The sequence below is a fragment of the Vampirovibrio sp. genome (genome assembly GCF_041737375.1).
Classification (GTDB): domain Bacteria; phylum Cyanobacteriota; class Vampirovibrionia; order Vampirovibrionales; family Vampirovibrionaceae; genus Vampirovibrio.
In genome coordinates, this window is the sequence record NZ_JBGSRV010000012.1 from 264,564 (window position 1) to 282,515 (window position 17,952).

20 protein-coding genes are annotated in these 17,952 nt (G+C 52.3%); 8 read left to right on the forward strand and 12 right to left on the reverse strand.

The features are described from left to right. Positions 1-429 precede the first annotated feature (429 nt). Both ACEW81_RS09815 and ACEW81_RS09820 read right to left on the reverse strand, forming a co-directional pair. Complete coding sequence (locus ACEW81_RS09815; RefSeq protein ID WP_373532803.1) at positions 430-1,380, reverse strand: hypothetical protein; 951 nt, start codon at positions 1,378-1,380, stop codon at positions 430-432. A gap of 176 nt (positions 1,381-1,556) precedes the next feature. Continuing rightward, positions 1,557-1,991, reverse strand: a complete 435-nt coding sequence (locus ACEW81_RS09820) for an acyl-CoA thioesterase (protein WP_373532804.1) — start codon at positions 1,989-1,991, stop codon at positions 1,557-1,559. 106 nt (positions 1,992-2,097) lie between these two features. Between ACEW81_RS09820 and ACEW81_RS09825 the strand changes: the two genes are divergently transcribed. Then, positions 2,098-2,481, forward strand: coding sequence for a hypothetical protein (locus tag ACEW81_RS09825; RefSeq protein WP_373532805.1), 384 nt, complete (start codon positions 2,098-2,100; stop codon positions 2,479-2,481). Here the strand turns inward: ACEW81_RS09825 and pyrE are convergent. From pyrE to ACEW81_RS09845, 4 genes are read right to left on the reverse strand one after another with little or no spacing between them, the layout of a single operon-like run. Continuing rightward, positions 2,420-3,001 (reverse strand): orotate phosphoribosyltransferase, encoded by a 582-nt coding sequence (pyrE, locus tag ACEW81_RS09830; RefSeq protein WP_373532806.1) that lies wholly within the window; start codon positions 2,999-3,001, stop codon positions 2,420-2,422. The two genes, ACEW81_RS09825 and pyrE, sit on opposite strands and share 62 nt — an antisense overlap. Before the next feature lie 24 nt (positions 3,002-3,025). Beyond that, the gene (locus ACEW81_RS09835) at positions 3,026-4,636 is read right to left on the reverse strand and encodes a class I adenylate-forming enzyme family protein (protein ID WP_373532807.1); all 1,611 of its coding nucleotides are present in this window, start codon (positions 4,634-4,636) and stop codon (positions 3,026-3,028) included. After that, positions 4,633-5,271, reverse strand: a complete 639-nt coding sequence (def, locus tag ACEW81_RS09840) for a peptide deformylase (protein WP_373532808.1) — start codon at positions 5,269-5,271, stop codon at positions 4,633-4,635. The genes ACEW81_RS09835 and def overlap by 4 nt, the downstream gene beginning before the upstream one ends. A gap of 13 nt (positions 5,272-5,284) precedes the next feature. After that, positions 5,285-5,827, reverse strand: coding sequence for a glycine cleavage system transcriptional repressor (locus ACEW81_RS09845; protein WP_373532809.1), 543 nt, complete (start codon positions 5,825-5,827; stop codon positions 5,285-5,287). A gap of 530 nt (positions 5,828-6,357) precedes the next feature. Between ACEW81_RS09845 and ACEW81_RS09850 the strand changes: the two genes are divergently transcribed. The 3 genes from ACEW81_RS09850 to ACEW81_RS09860 are packed head-to-tail and all read left to right on the forward strand — an operon-like array spanning position 6,358 to position 8,463. Then, on the forward strand, positions 6,358-6,795 hold the full coding sequence (locus ACEW81_RS09850) for an OsmC family protein (RefSeq protein WP_373532810.1): 438 nt from the start codon (positions 6,358-6,360) through the stop codon (positions 6,793-6,795). A gap of 13 nt (positions 6,796-6,808) precedes the next feature. Beyond that, the gene (gene purE, locus ACEW81_RS09855) at positions 6,809-7,333 is read left to right on the forward strand and encodes a 5-(carboxyamino)imidazole ribonucleotide mutase (RefSeq protein WP_373532811.1); all 525 of its coding nucleotides are present in this window, start codon (positions 6,809-6,811) and stop codon (positions 7,331-7,333) included. Further along, entirely contained in the window at positions 7,330-8,463 is a 1,134-nt protein-coding gene (locus ACEW81_RS09860; protein WP_373532812.1) for a 5-(carboxyamino)imidazole ribonucleotide synthase, read from the forward strand. Before purE ends, ACEW81_RS09860 begins: the two co-directional genes overlap by 4 nt. Before the next feature lie 228 nt (positions 8,464-8,691). Here the strand turns inward: ACEW81_RS09860 and ACEW81_RS09865 are convergent, their stop codons facing one another. Then, on the reverse strand, positions 8,692-9,819 hold the full coding sequence (locus tag ACEW81_RS09865; RefSeq protein ID WP_373532813.1) for a hypothetical protein: 1,128 nt from the start codon (positions 9,817-9,819) through the stop codon (positions 8,692-8,694). Positions 9,820-10,051: 232 nt separating this feature from the next. Between ACEW81_RS09865 and ACEW81_RS09870 the strand changes: the two genes are divergently transcribed. Further along, entirely contained in the window at positions 10,052-10,585 is a 534-nt protein-coding gene (locus tag ACEW81_RS09870) for a pilus assembly FimT family protein (protein ID WP_373532862.1), read from the forward strand. 151 nt (positions 10,586-10,736) lie between these two features. After that, entirely contained in the window at positions 10,737-11,324 is a 588-nt protein-coding gene (locus ACEW81_RS09875; RefSeq protein WP_373532814.1) for an ankyrin repeat domain-containing protein, read from the forward strand. A 92-nt stretch (positions 11,325-11,416) separates the two neighbouring features. Here the strand turns inward: ACEW81_RS09875 and ACEW81_RS09880 are convergent, their stop codons facing one another. From ACEW81_RS09880 to ACEW81_RS09895, 4 genes are all read right to left on the reverse strand, one after another. Further along, positions 11,417-11,977, reverse strand: coding sequence for a hypothetical protein (locus tag ACEW81_RS09880; RefSeq protein WP_373532815.1), 561 nt, complete (start codon positions 11,975-11,977; stop codon positions 11,417-11,419). Between the two features lie 394 nt (positions 11,978-12,371). Continuing rightward, positions 12,372-13,187 (reverse strand): twin-arginine translocase subunit TatC, encoded by an 816-nt coding sequence (gene tatC / locus ACEW81_RS09885; protein WP_373532816.1) that lies wholly within the window; start codon positions 13,185-13,187, stop codon positions 12,372-12,374. Then, positions 13,187-13,969, reverse strand: coding sequence for a TrmH family RNA methyltransferase (locus tag ACEW81_RS09890; protein ID WP_373532817.1), 783 nt, complete (start codon positions 13,967-13,969; stop codon positions 13,187-13,189). The genes tatC and ACEW81_RS09890 overlap by 1 nt, the downstream gene beginning before the upstream one ends. Beyond that, positions 13,966-15,420 (reverse strand): DUF4127 family protein, encoded by a 1,455-nt coding sequence (locus tag ACEW81_RS09895; protein WP_373532818.1) that lies wholly within the window; start codon positions 15,418-15,420, stop codon positions 13,966-13,968. Before ACEW81_RS09895 ends, ACEW81_RS09890 begins: the two co-directional genes overlap by 4 nt. Before the next feature lie 175 nt (positions 15,421-15,595). Here ACEW81_RS09895 and ACEW81_RS09900 point away from each other — a divergent pair, with 175 nt between their 5' ends. After that, complete coding sequence (locus tag ACEW81_RS09900; protein ID WP_373532819.1) at positions 15,596-16,558, forward strand: hypothetical protein; 963 nt, start codon at positions 15,596-15,598, stop codon at positions 16,556-16,558. Between the two features lie 289 nt (positions 16,559-16,847). Here the strand turns inward: ACEW81_RS09900 and ACEW81_RS09905 are convergent, their stop codons facing one another. Further along, the gene (locus ACEW81_RS09905; RefSeq protein ID WP_373532820.1) at positions 16,848-17,486 is read right to left on the reverse strand and encodes a hypothetical protein; all 639 of its coding nucleotides are present in this window, start codon (positions 17,484-17,486) and stop codon (positions 16,848-16,850) included. A 118-nt stretch (positions 17,487-17,604) separates the two neighbouring features. On the opposite strand from ACEW81_RS09905, the gene ACEW81_RS09910 reads away from it, so the two are divergent. Further along, complete coding sequence (locus ACEW81_RS09910; RefSeq protein WP_373532821.1) at positions 17,605-17,946, forward strand: hypothetical protein; 342 nt, start codon at positions 17,605-17,607, stop codon at positions 17,944-17,946. Positions 17,947-17,952 lie beyond the last annotated feature (6 nt).

Below are 17,952 nucleotides of genomic sequence, written 5' to 3' on the forward strand. Positions count from 1 at the left end.
GAAGGCTTTGCGGCAAGCGGCGCTATAGTTTCCACTGGGCATCCACGGTGACTACGGTGGTGGTGGCTTCCACGGTGATCTGATCGCTTTGATGGCTGCGAAAGCTTTGCAGAAAAATCAGTTTGTACCCTTGCAGGGCCACACGGGTGGTGAGGGTCAGCTTATCCCCATACGGTGCGGGGCGTTTGTCAATTACCGGAAAGACAAACCCATCCGACTCACCGGACTTGGAAAACCGATAGCCCTAAAGTGGACAGCTGTCACCGCCATTTATTTAACCATTTAATGGATTCCGCTGGTGTTTGGCACTATGATCAAAGTGCTGTGGCAAAAGGAGCGCCGCACCCGCTGGGGCAAAACCCAGCACAAGGGCGCTCCCTCTATTACGGCCAAGCTAACCGGTTAGGCAAAAACAGGGTGGGTGCTCCACTAACTATCGGCGTGATGGAAACCCAGTAGCATTCCTAATGCTTTGAACCGTTCTTTTTTCTGCTCAAAGTTCTGCGTTGGTTCCAGTTGAGCTTCGGCAAACCGAGCGGCCAGTTGGGGGTAGTGGTTCACAATGCCGTGCGCTTCCATTTGTTGGCGGGTTTTGCTGTCTGCCTCACTGGCGGCAATGGTGGCTAAGGTCCAGCCCTGAGGGTTTTTAAAGGTGGGCTTGGCCCCGGCTTTCAGCAGTGGGTCAAACTGTTGTAAATGCTTCTTCGTAACGGCGTTCAATAAAAGCCGCTCTGCTTTTTGGTTGCTAATTTCCTTGGCGCTGATTTTAAATCGAGCCATCGATCGTCGATTGGCCTCGTCCGCCACTTCAGCCATGGCAATGGCTGTTTGTTGAAGATGACTGGGCGCTGTCTCAAGCAGACGGGCCGGAATATTGGTGCCCCTATGTTGCCTCAGGTGGTCTACCAGATACGGACTGTAGACGAGCAAAGCTTGTAAGTAGTCTGGGTTCAGTTTTGTTCGCTCGCATTGCTCGGCAATGTCCTCACGCAATCGTTTGTCGATGGTGTCTAAATCCGGGGAGGCTTCTGCATCAGAAATCTGGAGCGGAGCCCCTGCTTCGATCAACGCCGTTGCCAATGCCTCAGCCTTTTGTGGTTGTCTTCGGTACGCTTTGCGCTCCAATTCCTGGTTGGGGTTGGCGCTGGTGGGCTGATTGCCAATTTTGGTGAGCAGGGCCACCAGTTTGCTGGCCAAAGGGCTGGCAGTCAGTAATTCAAGTTGTCGGGCTTGCGGTTGTCGAAAAAAATGGTCTGTGTTGTCTACAAAATAATCCGCCGGGAAATTGAAGTGTTTGGAAAGATTTAAAATCCGTTTGGATATTTCCAAATTGGGTTGTGGTCTGGCCACAGGAGCATGGCCATTGGGCTGTACTTGCATATCAATATCCTTTTGTCCTTGAAATATCACTTGAATTTAATAAGGCGAAACCCTGTTTGCGCTAAATCATGGCATTAAGCAGGCTCTTTAGTTGGCCAGAGCGCTTGCCTAGGCATTTCCCCGCCTTGCCCAGGGCATTATAAAACCCCAAAAAATGATACCACTTCAATGTAAGACTATAAGCCCAGTATTTCTTTGAGGCTTTGCGGCAAACGGCGCTGAAGCTTCCACTGGGCATCCACGGTGACTACGGTGGTGGTGGCTTCCACGGTAATCTGATCGCTTTGATGGCTGAGAAAGCTTTGCAGAAAAATCAGTTTGTACCCTTGCAGGGCCACACGGGTGGTGAGGGTCAGTTTATCCCCATAGGGGGCGGGGCGTTTGTACTTCAGGTTCTGTTCAACCACCGGAAACACAAACCCATCCACCTCACCGGGTTTGGAAAACCGATAGCCCTGAGCTTCCAGCAGTTTGACCCGGCCCATCTCCAGCCACTTGGTGTAAGCGCCATGCCACATCACGCCATAGCAGTCCGTGTCAAAGATATTCACATCCAGTTCAAGCGTATGCAGCAATTGTAGGGGTTTTGGAGAATCGGTAGGGGTGGACATCGGCTCAAATCTTATTTTTTTGTGAAAGCACCTTTATATTCCCATAATAAGGTCTATAATCAATAGACAATCCGCACTTGTCCTATGGAAGATCGAGAGGTGCATAATGGATGCATTCCAGCTGATCCAAAGCTTTTTTACCCGTATGCGCTGCAACTTCTGTTCGCATACCTTCTCGCCCGATGACATTCAACTTTTAAGGCAGGAAGAGGGTATCTATATCGTTAATGTCTACTGCAACCAGTGCGACACGCAAAACGGGGTGGCCATGGTAGGGGTTGAAGTGCCGCAACACGCGCACCCATTCCCCGATCCTGAACTCACCGAAGAGGAACTGACCCGGCTGGCCGAGTTTGACCCCATCACCGATGATGACGTGCTATCGGCTCATCAGTTTATCAACCAGCTGGATGGCGGCTGGCAGCGGTTTATTCCTCAAGAAATGCTTGCACGTTGTACAGAGACTGAAACGGAATCCCAAGACGACTAAAGGCTTCCTTGCCACCGGCGTTGCGGTCTATGATGGAGAATATTTGCGCGATTTCCACCGTGGGGTGTGCTTTGCGAATGGCTTCAATGGCTTTTAAGGTCGATCCGCCGGTGGTGACCACATCTTCCACCAGCGCAATCCGCATCCAGGGGGCCAAATGCCCTTCTATCTGGTTGCCAGCGCCATGACCTTTGGCTGCCTTGCGTACAATAAAGCCCGCCATTGGATTTCCCACCTCAGCGCTGCGGTAAATCACGCTGCTGACAATGGGGTCTGCCCCCAGAGTCATGCCGCCTACCGCGTCCACGTGCAAGGGGGCGAGCAGCTCATGCAGCAAATGCCCCATTAAATAAGCCCCCCGACCATCCAGGGTACTCAGGCGGCAATCCACATAGTAGTTAGAGCGTTGACCGGAAGCCAGCACAAAATCTCCCCGCTTGATGGACAGCCGTTTGATGATCTGAAACAGCTCCTCCTGCATAGGGCCAAAATCGGGGGATAAAGCGGGGGCAATGGCCATAGGGGTGAGGCTCCTGTTTTAATTTTAAATGTCTTGACAGATGTCTCGGGGCAGGTCTTTACGCAAAATTTTGCCGGTAGCGCCCTGAGGAATGCTGTCCACAAACTCGTAGTACTTGGGAATTTTAAAATCGGCCAGTAAGGGGCGGCAAAATTCCAGCAGGCTCTCTTTGCTGCAAGTTAAACCGGCTTTCACCACCACAAAGGCTTTAATGGCCTCATGGTGCAAGGTGGAAGGCACCCCGGTAACCGCCACCGCCTGAACGGCGGGGTGTTTGTAAAACACCTCTTCAATTTCACGGGGATACACCTTGACCCCACCAATGTTAATCAGGTCATCCGTGCGATCCACAATGTGAATATAGCCGTCCGGGTCCTTGAATCCCAAATCTCTGGTTTTAAGCCAAACCCCGTCCGCAAAATTGAGCAGGGTCTTTTCGGTTTCCTCGGGCCGCTGGTGATAGCCCAGCATTACAATATCGCCTTGCACATACAGCTCGCCAATCTCATTGGGGGCCGCTTCTTGCCCGTCTTCTAGCAAAATTTTCACTTTCACACCGGGTAAAGGCAAGCCCACCGACCCCGGTTTCCGCACCCCTTGCATGGGATTGGAGCAGACAATAGAAGACGCTTCCGAGAGTCCGTAACCCTCCTGCACCGGGGCGCCGAAGTATTGCTCCACTTCATGGAATGTTTCCACCGCCATGGGCGCTGCCCCGGAGTGGCAAACCCGCAACGAGGACAAATCAAAGGTTTTTTCCCGTAAATGGGTGAGCATCATTAAATACATGGTGGGTACAGCGGCCATAAAGGTCACTTTATAGCGTTCAATGCTATCCAGCACCGTTTTGGGGCTGAACTTGCGAACCAGCACCACGGTGGCCCCCACCAGCATGGCGGAAACCAGAATGTTGGTTTGCCCAAACACGTGAAACAGCGGAGAAATGGTAATAAAGCGATCCTGAGGGACGGCTTCAATCACCTGCACGTTGGCAATGGCGTCGGTGTAAATGTTTTTATGGCTTAAAATAACGCCTTTGGGCTTGCCAGTGGTGCCAGAGGTGTAAATCACCGCCGCTGGCGTATCGTGGCTCAGTTGATAAGGCAAGGGATGCTCTGGCACCAGCTCGCGATCCAGCAGTTCATCCATGCGATACAGGGCGCAACTGAGCGGAAAGGCATCCAGTAGGGGGTCCAGCTCGTTTTCTGAGGCCAGCAGATCGGTATCCAGCACAATGCCCCGCAGGCAATCGGCTTGCAGTTGGGTCACGGTTTCGTAAAACTCCAGCGAGCTAATTAGCAGCTTGGCTTGGGCATCTTCTAAAATAGTGTCAATTTCAGGGGCGGTCAGCCGGGTATTCAGCGGAATGACAGCCACCCCCAGCCCCAGCAGGGCAAAGTAAGAAACCACAAAGGCCTGCGTATTATAAGCCAGCAAGCCCACCCGATCGCCTGTACCCAGGCCCAGTTGCTCCAGGGCGCCCGCCAGCCGGGTGACCTTATCAATCAGGGTTTCGTAACTGGTGACCCCTTCCCGGCAAATCAGGGCCGGTTTGTCGGGGTCCATGTGGGCGGCTTTAAAAATGCAGTGGGCCAGATTCATGGTGTTGGGCATCATCAAAGAAGAAGCACTCATGGCGTGGGGGTTTCAATGGTTAAGGCCCCTGCCACACCCGAGGCGACAGGCGCAATGGGCGGGGACAGTATTCCCGATGGTTCCTGAAACCCTTCAAACAGATTGCCAGTGGGGGCATTGTCGGTAAATTCTCCGGCGGTTTCCCCCTTGGGTTGCCGACGAATCCAGTCTGTTTTCAGCGAGTTAATGCGGTCAATCATCAGTACCCCATCCAGGTGATCAATTTCATGTTGAACGGCAATGGCCTCGAGTCCTTGTACGGTGTAAGTTTTCAGTTCACCATGCCGGTCAAAGGCGGTAAAGGTAAGCTTGGTGGCCCGTTTAATATTGGCCAGATACTCAGGAAAGCTCAAGCAGCCTTCTCGCATGGTTTTATTGCGGGAGGCTTCCACAATGGTGGGGTTAATCAGCACCTTGTAGTCGGCTCGGGTGGTTTTGCTACTGGTGTCCATCACAATCAGCCGGGTGGTTTCCCCCACCTGTGAGGCGGCCAGACCCACCGAGCCAAAGGCGTGGTACATGGTTTCCGTCATGTTATCAATCAGCGTTTGCAGCTGATTATCCCAGGAGGTAACCGGCTCACACTTTTCCCGCAGGATGGGATGAGGGTACTTTAATACTTTCAAAACGCTCATAGGCACCGACGGATTATAGGGCTACCGCTTCCAGAGGTCGTAACTGGATTTCCATGTCAATTTGCTCGGCGACGGTTCGCAATTCATCTTGTACGGTGCTAATGGCCATGGAGCCGGGTATATCGATTTCAACCATCATGATATAAACCGGGCCATCTTCTCCCTGAATGCACTGGGCGTTCAAATCGGTGATGTTGATATCCATTTCGGCCAGCTTGCGGGAAATGTGGAAGGTGATGCCCACCCGATCGTGTCCGGCCACCGAAATCATGTAGGGGTTTTCGGGCCGATGAGAGTCGATTTCGATGCTATCGGGAACCGGTTTGATGACCAAAGTCATGTTATGGCTCTCTTCCAGCCGGGAGAACTCTTTCTGAAGCTCGGGAAAGCCCACGCCTTCGGGGGCTGAAATGACCAGAATGACCGCGAATTCCTGGGCAAGCCGGGTCATGGTAGAGTCAATGATATTGCATCCCCGTTGATAGAGGATGTCTGCGATAGCGGCTACAATGCCGGGTTGGTCTGGGCCAATGCCACTAATTACTGCTTTTGTCATGTGCTGAGTATAACAGAAACCCAATCAGTCCCCAACTACACAATGGATGTTTGCGAATAGGGGAAAAACGTAACCCCATGTATAAAGGGGATATGAGAATCCGGCGACAATGCCCCATATGGGTAGAGTGAGGCTAAACAGATGGACAAGAGGCTTTGAAAAATCTGTCCATCCTGGCAATGGCTGGTAAATGATTGTTTTTGTTAAGATTAACTCAATTCGCCCCCACTGTATGGATTGAAACACTAGGCGAGTTTAAAAAAGTTTACCAGGCGCTGCGCCCTGAACGATTGAATTCAATCAGTTCCTTCAGGATTTTTCAGATGCTATGGATTTAATTGACTCATCTTTTATTGATTCGCTCTTTATTCATCGCTCTTTTTTATTCATCATTGTAATTGGGTTCCGGCTCGCATTGTGCGGGCCTTTTTATTGTTGAAAAAAGCAGGGTTTGAAGAGGGCGGCCTGTTAAAGTCAGCCGGTTCGTAATAAGATCAGGCCGTTATCAAAGTTGAGAGGAGAGACAACTGATGGTTATGAGATCTTCTAAAGCCGAATGGCAAGGCAATTTACGCGAAGGCAAAGGCAGTGTGGAACTGGGCAGTGGCGCTTTCAAAGGCAGCTACTCCTTCCCTTCCCGTTTTGAAGACGGTACTGGAACCAACCCGGAAGAGTTGATTGCCGCCGCTCACGCTGGCTGCTATTCCATGGCTCTGTCCGCTGGTTTGAGTAAAGCCGGGTTCAACCCCACCCGTGTGCATACTGTGGCTAACGTCCACCTGGAAAAAGTAGGCGAAGGCTTTGAAATCACCACCATCGAGCTGGAAACCGAAGCTGAAATCCCCGGTATCGATGAAGCCGCTTTCGCCCAGCAAGCTGAAGCCGCCAAAGTCGGCTGCCCTATTTCCAAGGCGTTGGCTGGCCCTGCCATCAAGCTGAACGCTAAGTTGCTGCAAACCGCAAAATAGGTTGCCTATTGCCATGAATGAATCCGCTCCTTCCAGTGAAAAGCATCACGACAAGCCGTTGGTGTCCATTATTATGGGCAGTCAATCCGACTGGGAAACCATGCGTCACGCCCACGAAACCTTAAACCGTTTTGAGGTGCCGCATGAGTGCCTGGTGGTTTCTGCCCATCGGACTCCCCAGTGGCTGGCCGAATTTGCGGCTCAGGCGGAGGAGCGGAACATTCAGGCCATTATTGCCGGTGCGGGCGGGGCCGCCCATTTGCCGGGAATGACCGCCGCCCAAACCCTGGTGCCGGTGTTTGGGGTGCCGGTGGAAAGCAAGGCCCTGCAAGGCATGGATTCTTTGTTATCCATTGTGCAAATGCCAGCGGGTATTCCGGTAGGCACCATGGCCATTGGTAAGGCGGGCGCTACCAACGCGGCGCTCATGGCCGTTGCCATTCTGGGCAATACCCGGCCCGATGTTCGGGAAAACTTAAGGCTTTACCGGCAAGAGCAAACCGAAACCGTATTGCAGGGGCGTCATTTGCCGGTATGATCCATTTACCCGGCAGTACCTTAGGCATTTTGGGCAGCGGCCAACTGGGCCGAATGCTGGCCCTGACCGCCAAGCGGCTGGGCTATAGGGTGCATGTTTTTTCGCCCGATCAACACACCCCCGCCGGACCAGTGGCGGATCTGGAAATAACCGCATCCTATACCGATTTTGAGGCATTGAAACGCTTTGCCCAGGGCGTGGATGTGGTGACCATTGAGTTTGAGAATATCCCGGTGGAAACCTTACGTGCCTTACAGGCGGACGTGCCGGTTTATCCGCAGCCTGCCGTGCTGGAAACCACCCAGCACCGCTTGCGGGAAAAACAGTTTTTGTCCGCCTTGGGCATTCCGGTGGTGCCGTTTCATGCCATTACCTCTCCGCAGGATTTGCAAGCGGCCCTGAAGACCATTGGTTGCCCTGCCGTTTTAAAAACAGCGGGCTTTGGCTACGATGGCAAAGGGCAAACCCGAGTGGATTCTGAGGCCCAGGCGTTGCAGGCTTATCAGGGGTTTGCGGGCCAACCCTGTGTGCTAGAGCGCTTTATTGAGTTGCAGCGTGAGATTTCAGTAATTGCCGCCCGCTCGGATACTGGCCAGTTTCAGGCTTATCGTCCGGTGGAAAACCGGCATCAAAATCATATTCTGGATGTAACGCTGGCCCCGGCTGCTTTACCGGCGGTGCTGGAAGTCCAAGCCATTGAATACACCCGCACCATTATGGATGCTTTCAACATGCGTGGTCTGCTGTGCGTGGAGTTTTTTATAACCGCTAATGGCCAACTGCTGGTGAATGAGCTGGCCCCCCGGCCCCATAATTCCGGGCATTATAGTATTGAGGCCGCCATTTGCGATCAGTTTGAGCAACAGCTGCGGGTGGTGTGCGGCTTGCCCTTGGGCGATCCCACCCTGCGCCAGCCAGCGGCCATGGTAAACCTGCTGGGTGACCTGTGGGAGGCCGGTGAGCCGGATTGGGTCAGTGCGTTGGAGCGCTCGGGCATTTATTTGCATTTATACGGCAAAAAGGAAGCCCGCCCCGCCCGAAAAATGGGCCACCTTACCGCCTTGGGCCAGACTGCCGAGCAAGCCGCCGACTGGGCCATTCAGGCTCGCAGCCGACTTCACACCCTTTAAGCCGAGTCATTTTTCTCTTCTTCCTCTTCGGATTTTTGGAGCCTCACGGTGGGGGCTAAATCCCCTGCGGGATGGACGAGGGGAGAGGGTTTTATCCGTATGTGCGCCGTTTTATCAAACGCCTTTATGCTAAAAAGCTCATAGCCATCTTTTGCAAGATATCTACAAGCTTTTTAGCATAAATTGAAAGTGTGCCACCAGCGATGGAAATTAACGATTTTTGATGCGCTAGCGGTTGGGGAACCGGATGGCCACTCTGGGTAGCGCATCCCCAATGGGAATGCTTGAGGCCACGGTGTCTACCGGCTCTCCGTGTACCAGAAAGTCATTCAGGCGGTAGGTTTTACCCTTAATGGTAATGTTTTCCATCGATTCACCAATGTTGACCCGCTGGCGGCGTGGCCCTTCGGTGACACTGGGCGGTAAGGCAAACTCCACCACGTAAAAATATTCACCGTGCAGCCGGTAGCCGCCGATATGGCACCACTTGGTTCCTTGGGGGGTGCCTTTAATCACCAGAGTGTCGGTATCAGAGCCACCGCTGATGGCCGTTTTGTAGATATTGAAAGCGGTGTAGCCTACGCCGGTTGCCGAAGGGCTGGCTTGATACAGTTCAATCAAATCTTCCCCGGAGCCGGTGCGGACGAACATGTTGATATTGTTGCCAGAGAGGTACAGGTGATCGCTGCCGTTGTAGGTCATAATGGAGGCATCTTCGGTGTTGGCCAGCATGGCCACGTTATTGCCACGGGCCATACAAATGGAATAGCTGCGAACGTCCTGCAACCGTACCTGGCTGTCGCCGCCGATGGTTTGCACGTGGAAATCACTGGTGTTTTTCATTTTGGGGTCCGAAAAGTAATCGGCGCCCCTGCGTTGGGAAACATTGGTGCTGTAGGAAACGATGGGCAAGGTGTTTTTGCCGGATCGATCGTTAAAATTGGCGGAAGGGGTCATGTTGGCAGCTTGTTCTGGAAAATCGGCAAGCCGTTCACAGGAAACCATGTGCGCCGGGGTAGAGTTTTGCAGATAGCGAGGGTTGGCCCGCTCAAATTCGGAGCGCCCTAATATCCGGTTGGTGGAGGCTTCGCTGGCAGCGGCTCTATCGCTGGAACTGCCTATTGGCTGGCCGGAGGCCCCGTAATCCTTGGCGCAGCAAGATTCCTGACTGTCATCCTCAAAATTCAGGCGTTCGTTGGGCAAGGTGGGGTTGATTTGGGTAAATTCGTCCCGGGGAAAGAAAAATCCGCTTTCTGCTTGCTGAGAGAACGCCGGGAGGCAGGTAGCGACCCATAAGCCCAATAGACCTAACAGGAAAGAATAAGATCCGAAAAAACAAGACTGCTTGCCGCGCATAAAAAAGCACCTCTTTGGGTTCAACCGGGAACGTCCAGGAAGACGTCATGTTGGTATAAAACTGATATACAAATAAAACCTTCCCAATGTTTAAAATTGCTCCCAACCGTTGAGCAGGAAGCCATTTTTTTGACGGCCAGCCAAACCTAAAGTTTTGCAGGATCTGGGCGATAATAATAGGAATAGGTTTTTTGACGAAGGAAGGGTTTAATGTCCCCCCCCCCGAAACCCCATAAGGTTTTTTAAAGGCTTTACTTTGGTAGAGTTATTGATCGCTCTATCCATTTTAGGGGTAATTGTAACCTTTACCATTCCCAAAATTCTCTCCGTGCAACAGGATCAAACTTATAATGCTAAAGCAAAAGAAGTGGCCGCCATGGTTTCCGCAGCTTATCAGCAGCATCAGCTAGCTGGCGGGTTAACCACTGGCTCAACCATGATGAGCTTGAGCCAATATATCAATTACCTGAGTGTAGACACCACCAGCGCTGTAGATACCTATCAAACCAATACAACACGTTCTTGTGGAGGCTGGACCTGCCTTCGCTTACATAACGGCGCCATCATGAGACATAATGGTGTCCCGTTTGGCTCAACAGCTGGCGGCGTTTGGTTTGATGTGGACCCCGATGGTCAGGTCACAGATGGGACTACCAATGGGCCAGGTAAAGCCGTTCAATTTATCCTTTTTTACAATGGAAGATTGACCACTATTGGCGTTAGCATTGATAATCCGACCCTCGATCCGCCTTGGTTCAGCTGGTAGTTTAGCTTTTAACCAGAATTAGTCTTTCTTGCTTTTAGCAAGCTGGGTTTGGAGCCCTGTAACAGTTTTTTTGATGGCCAGCCAAACGCAAGTTTTCAATCAACGTGCATGATTCAATATAGGGGATGAATTTTACCGAGGACTAGGATTGATGTTGGACTGTATTCAACAAAGAATTACCACCCACAACTTGCACCGCTCCGTTAAAAAAGGAAACGCCTCTCATGTTTTGAAGCAATTGGAAGCAGGGGTTGATCCTGACTTGAAAAGCAAAAAAAGCGGTAAAGCGCTGCTGCATCAACTGGCTGATTGCCCGGTGAATGAGGAGGAGGCCTTTTATCAGGCCATGGATAGCGATACGGTCAATTTTTTAATCAACGAGGCCATTGATCAGGGTGCTGATGTGAACTTGCCGGATAAAAGCGGAAACACCCCCTTGCATCGTGCCATCGCCCATCATTTGCCCAGCAGTCCTTATTCAACGGAGGCCACTGACTATTTGCGCCAGAAGCAACCCGTGTTATTTGAATGGGTTTGCCAGGATTTTGACCGTTTAATTGCGGCCAGAACGTTATTGGCCCGTGGTGCGGATGTCACCGCCAAAAACAATCAGGGCAAAATGCCGAGTGATTTATTAGGGCCCATTCAGTCAAACGATTTGCACCGAAAATTGCTGGCCCAGGAATTAAGATTTGCCCTGAAAAAGAAGCTGGGTGATTCAGGGTTGTCATTGATATGACTATAAATGACAACCGGGCGGAACGTTAAATTCCACCCGGTTGCCGTTGGTCAGGTTTTAGAGTGCCTGAATATTAGGGTAATGCGTGGCGCTTAAACCACTTTGACCGATTCCGCGCCGCAGCGTTTGAAGACTTCTTTGACTTCGTTCACCATGTCCTTGGGGACATGGGCCACCAGCAAGGCGTTGCCCTGTTTTTTCAAAGATTCTTCATAGAACTTGGCTTCGGTTTCTGGAATACCGGCCCCCACCAGAGCGCCCAGCAAGCCGCCGGTGGCCACCCCAATGGCCCCGCCTGTGATAGCGCCCACCAAAGGCCCTGCTACCAGCAAGCCGGAACCGGGAATGATAATACTGCCCACCAGGGTTAACCCCCCGATAATGGCCCCCAGAATGCCCCCGGCCAAGCCGCCTGTAGCGGTGCCTTCCGGCATTTTGTTGGTATGTTCAAACCCTTCGGTGCCCCGAATTTCATCCTGCCAGGTATCGCCATAGTAAGAGCGGGTTTCCTCGCTCATCAGCAAGCTGACATCGTTTCCCATCCCGAGGCGATCCAGGCTGTCCATGGCCTGATTCAGCTGGGTGGTGGCGTTAAAAATACCAGAGACGTGCTCAATTTTTTCACGATCGTAGTTGTAAGGACGGTTCATCATAATAGTAGTGCTCCTTTGTTTATGAAATGTGTCATATGGGGTCTGTGTCGTTTCGGGGCATACACCGCTGGTTGCGGCTAGAATGCTTTGAAACGCTGCTCCTTAGACGGGCTGACTCTAAAAACACTTCCTCTGGAAGGCTTCTAAAGTTGGATAACCGATGTATCTGCCATAGCCCCAACAGTAAATAAAATCTGAGCCGTTCTCAATTAGCGGAAGGGCTAATGTCCTCATCTGAGGCTATTAACCGGGATGCGCTGGTGGAGTAATCTCCCGGTTATTAAATGGGGTGATTCAATGGGTTTGAAATCAGGCGCTGGGGCTGAGGGAGGAAAGCATTGGATCGGTGTTGCCATGATGTGGTGCAGGGCATGAGGATGATGGGAAGGGCTACTTATCGGCCTACTAGTTTAATGGGAATGATGCTCAGGGCGTAGAGGGCGGTCATGGCAAAGCCCACCAGAGAGAGGGAGAACGGGTCCTGAGTGGGGGTGACCACGGCGGCGGCGATAAAAATAATCACAATGGCCCAGCGCCACTCCTGAATCAGTTTTTGAGAGGTGACCAGTCCGGTAAATGAAAGCAGAAACAGCACCATGGGCAATTCAAACATCAGGCCGGTTACTAGCAATAGCCCGGAACAAAAGCCAATATAATTTTCAATGCTTAATTGGGTGCGGGCAACGCTTTGCCCGTAATCCACCAAAAAAACCAGAGCGGAAGGCACTACAAAAAAATAGGCGAACACCACCCCGGCTAAAAACAGCAGGGTGCCCCCAATCACGGAGCCAGTCACCATGTTTTTTTCCCGTGCCAGCAGGCCGGGCAGCACAAAGCGCAGCAGGTGGTAAAGAATCACCGGCAATGAAAAGGCCAGCCCAATGTAAAAAGCCACCCGCAGGCTGGCAATCAGCACTTCGCCGGGGGCCAGCTGCACAAATTGAATGCTACCGGGGGCCATGGCTTGCAGTACCTGAATACAGGGCAAGGCGTAGGTAAAGCCCAGCGTCAGGCCCAGGGCCAGGGTTCCCACTGAAATTAAAATCCGGTTTCGCAGCTCCGTAATGTGATCCACCATGGGCATGGCCAGTGTCACAAAGTCGGGGGAGGCAGGGTCTTTGGGGTTGGCCTGCAATGAGGCGGAAATTTGAGTACCGGGATCGGTGCCGGATTTTTCAAAATACTGGGGGCGATTGGCCGGATCATCCATCAGGAGCCAGCCCTTTGGGCCGCCGCTTCGGCCAGAATAATGGAGCCGGAAATGCCCACGTTCAACGATTCCACCTGAGCTTGCATGGGGATGGTGAGGGCGTGGGCCTGGGGGTGCTTTAACAGGTCGGCGGAAACGCCTCGCCCCTCGTTGCCCAGCACAATGGCGCATTGGCCTTTGTAATTGGCCTGCCGGTAGTTCAGGGCGTTGGGCTGGCCGGTGGTGGCGTAAATGGTGTATCCGTTGGCGCTAAGCTGGTTGTGCAAGCTCTCTCGGCTCAGGGTGATCAGCTTGAGGGCGAACACCATCCCGGCGGAGGCCCGAATCACCTTGGGGTTCCAGACTTCCACGCTATCAGCGGTCAGGGCCACGGTATCCACCCCAAAGGCCATGGCGGAGCGAATCAGCGTTCCCAGATTGCCGGGGTCCTGAAGGTCATCCAGCACCAGCACTAAATGGCCGCTGAGTTGGCTTTGAACCGGTGGGGCTTCAAATACGGCCAAGCAGGGCGGGGGGGAATGGGTGCTGGCCATTTTGGCCATGGCGGCATCGTCCACAAGCAGGGCCTGCGGCTGCAAGTTGGCGTTGGGTAAGCTGTCGGTGAAGCTGTCTTCAAGCGTAAACCAGTGATGCAGCTTCAGCCCCGCTCGCCACGCCTCTTCAATGGGGTGGCGGCCTTCCACCAGTATCAATCCGCTTTGATCCCTAAATTTTTTCTGCTTCAGGGCGGCGGTGTCTTTCATCAGTTGCTGGTTGACGGGTTGCGGGTTGATGGGGGTCATTTCAAGCCTACTTCAATCTCAAAGGTGCGTTGGCAGGGGTAGCGGCAATGCACGGACTGCTTCTCCAGCCCCAGCCGGTTTTTGAGCAAAAACAGCCCATCGGCCATCAGCACATTCAGCAACTGTTCATCGGGAAGGCCGTTTTTGGCCGCGCCGTTCATGGTTTGTCGCACCGTTTGCCGCACATCAGCTTGGTACAGCCAGTCATCGGCCAGCCGAATCAGCATGAGCTTGCAAAAGGCCTGGGCGTTAAAGCACTGTTGCCGCTCGGCCATCAGGCGAATTAAACCCATGGAAATACTGGTGCCAATGGCGTTTCCGGGGGTGTTCCAGGCGGCGTATCCGTATAAGCCGGTTAAATCATCAAAGCGGGATACCAGCTTTTCCATTAAGCGGGGATCCGCTCCGTTGGCATAGGCCACATCGGTAATGGCCAAAGGCTTGCCCAGCTTCAGGGCCTTGTCCATTACCTTTAACACTTCCTCAAGCTGATCGGGGTTGACCCTGGCCTGCTCGTTGCCACAGTGATCGCCCTGGCGATCGTCGGGGGTATGCACCATCAGCCACAAGTCGGCCTCCGAGGATTTTTTAACCACCTGCGCCCCGCAGGCCCGGATGGCTTTTTCCACCACGGTTTCAATGGGCAGCCCGTCAAATTTGGCAATCAGTTTGCGCCCGGTATCTGAACTGTAAAAGGCGTAGACTTTAACCGGCTCTGGCTGTTGTAGCACCATCCAGCGGGCCAGCATGCAGGCGGCCACTTCATCGGCCCCGGTTTGAATATGGGCGTTTTCCAGCTTTTGCTTTTTAATTTGCCCGCTCAGGGTTTGGGCTTCCTGCACGTTCAGCCCATGCGGGCCGGTGTCATCCTGACAGTAGGTGAGGTAATTGAGTTGCTGGACAGCCAGCAAGCTTAAGTAGTGGGTGTTGAGCGTAAAATTCTTTTCCCGGCGGGTCATAAAATCGCTTAACACCCAATCGGGAATGTCTTCGGCGGAAGCGTGGCCGTGTTCGTGCAATGCGGCGGAATACTGGTATAGTTTTTGGCCGTACTGGTTCCAGTATTCGGGCTCTTCTTCATCAAAATTATAGTTGGGAATGCGCAAAATGGAGGAAAACCCAAAGCAGGAAACCACCTTGATTTGCTTAAAAAACGCAGCCACTCGCTCTTGCAAGGTGTCTAGCGGTTCTTCATTCACCCGAGAGGAAATCAGCCCGCCGTAGGCAATGGTATCCAGAGCCACAATCAGCGGATCGTTTTCAAACAAATGGTTTTTAATCCAGCGAGACAGGGTTTTAAAGTTAGCGGGCGCTTTGAGCTGCCCCAGCAGGTTGGGGGAAGGCATTCCCAGTTCTAGCCCGGCGATTTCAGCCAGTTGGCGGGGCATATCGTAACACACCGGGCGGCTGTCCAGGGGGATGAGATAAACACGTTTGTGAGAAAAAGGCATAGGGGGGATCCGTTGGGCCGCATCAAAACAGGAACCTCTCTATTCTAATACAGACGCTCCCTCTCGTCTCAGGGCGATTGCCCGCCTTGCCCGCTAAACGCCTCAGCTAGAGCCGTTGGCCTATGGGTTTGGGAAAGCGAGCCGTCAACGGTATAATAGACACATTGAGTTAATCATGAGTTCCCTCCGCTTCCCCATGATTGCGATTTTTCAGGCATTTTGGCGACGAATTTCCAGCGGCCCCCGAGAGCGGCAGGCCATGGCTTTGTTGCGAATTGCCACCGGCCTGTTTTTTTTGCTGGAGGGCCAGCACCGGCTAACCGATCCCGGATGGGAAGCCCAATGGTTGGGCCAGTTGAAGGCTTGGGCGGTTAGTAACCCCTTTCCGCTTTACAAAGCCTGGATGCTAAAAGGCATGCTCCCTCACGCCCATCAGGTGGCCAACTGGGTAACGGATCTGAAGATTTTGGTGGGGGTGAGTTATGTCAGTGGCTTTCTGGTGCCTTTGGGGGCGGCAGTGGCCATTGTGTTGAGTGTCAATTTTTGGCTGGCCGCCCAGCATACCAGCCCGGAGATTCTGGGTTTGAGCCTGTTGCTAACCCTGATTTCTTTGGTGCTGTTCTGGGGCAAGGCGGGTCAGCAGTTCGGGCTGGATCAGCTGTTTTCGTTTGCCGGGTTCTCTAAGCCCTCTGGCTCGGGATCGGCTGCCCGACGTTCCCGGAAGACGTCCCCCGCCAGCAGTGGGGGAGCGGGGCGGACGCCATCGCCCAAAACGGGTAAGGTGAAAGCCACCATGTGGGGTGGCCCTAAAACTGTTAAAACCAAGCCCACCCGGCCTCGGCGTAAAACGGGGCCTTCACGGGTTTCTGATCAGGAAAACGTGAGAAAATTTGAGCGCCCCACCGAGCGCCCTGCCCCCAAGCCCCCTTCGGCCAACCTGCGCAAGCTGGAAAAAATACTGAAGCAGGAAACGGATAAACAAAAGCAATCGCCTTTGCCCGAAAAAACATCCCCCAAGCTGGAAAAAACCGCCCCACCCGCCCTTCCCCCCAAAGCGGAAGCAGCCCCGGAAGCGGCCCCCGAGAATTTAAAAGTCATCAAAATCTTCGACCACCGCACCCCGGACGACGACGATTAAACCCCTGTGATTGGCGCTGTTTCACTTAATGGTTTCAGTACAATATGAAGCCGGTGAATACATGGCTAGAGTCGTCAAAAAAAACACAATTGATGGCTTTGGGAGCCAGTTAAAGCGCTCTGTAAATGGAGCTTGCCACTCGGTTAGTTCTACAGTATCTTCAACGCTATGTGGATGAATTTGCGTTCCGATATAAGCATCGGAATTCCCAAGAGTGTCTTTTTTCGGTGCTGATTCCAGCGGCTGCGAAGCTCGTTGGATTAGTTGGTTACCATCACTTTCTGAAAGACTACTTCTTGTTCTTTGCTAACCATTTAATAAACTCTCCGCTGTTCATATAAATATCCCTGTAACTTGTACCCTTTTCAGCAGGCTTGTTGAACTCTTTTATAAAAATATTGTAGTTGGTAGACACCCTTGAAAAATCCAAACAGTCTATAAAATATTGTTGAAGGTACTTTGGTGAAATTTCAATTAGTGGTTCTTGCCCTTTCCCAGCTTCTGGAAAATCGTAGATATATTTACGCCCGAAAAATTTAATATCACCGTCTACAGCTGCTTGTTTGAGGGCATTAATAAAGTCAAAGGCTTCGTTTTGATTTGCTGTTGTAGTACCCCATAAATTCCAGCCGTATTTCGATGCCTCTGTTTTCGCTGTTAGTATCGAAATCCTCTTGTTAGATTCAAAAAAAATTGCCCAAATGGATTTGATTCCCCAGAAATTATTAACTAATAAAAGTGTTCCCATAAAAATAAACATGAGCCAAATCCAACTTGGAATTGTTGGCTCTTTAATCCACCCCTGCCATAACTGGGTAAGGGATGTTAAATCTTGATAGCGCCCAAACCAATCTAGTACCCGAAGCCCGAATTGCACAAAGATGCCTATTCCTAGCATGCCGAAAAGAGTTTCCATTATTTTTTTCATATTATTCCATACTATGTCATGAACCTCCGATACCCTACTAATAGGCGGTACTTTTCTTTATTTTTATTAACAGAATAGAGGGTGAGGCGGCGTTGAGGGGAGTGGGTATAATGGGGGTATGCCAAGTCCTAGCGAACCCGAGATACTGAGCAAACTGGCCGCAGAAATTGTGGCCGGTACAGCGCTGTATCAGGCGGATGAAACCTTTGAGGACGTGCTGCCCACGGCGGCGGATTTGGCCCGCAAGCTAAACTACCGGCTGGAAACGGTTAAAAAAAAGCTGCGGGTGCTGAAGGATCACCACCTCATTCAATCCGTGGGCATGACCCCCAAGCGGTACCGTTTTAACCGCTGGGCGCTGAAAGAGCTGGAGCCGGATAGCCCCCTGTTTGAGCTGTTTTGCGATCCAGAATCCCCGGCCTTTATCCAACCCGATCCGCATCACCGGATTTATCGCTAGCCGGGT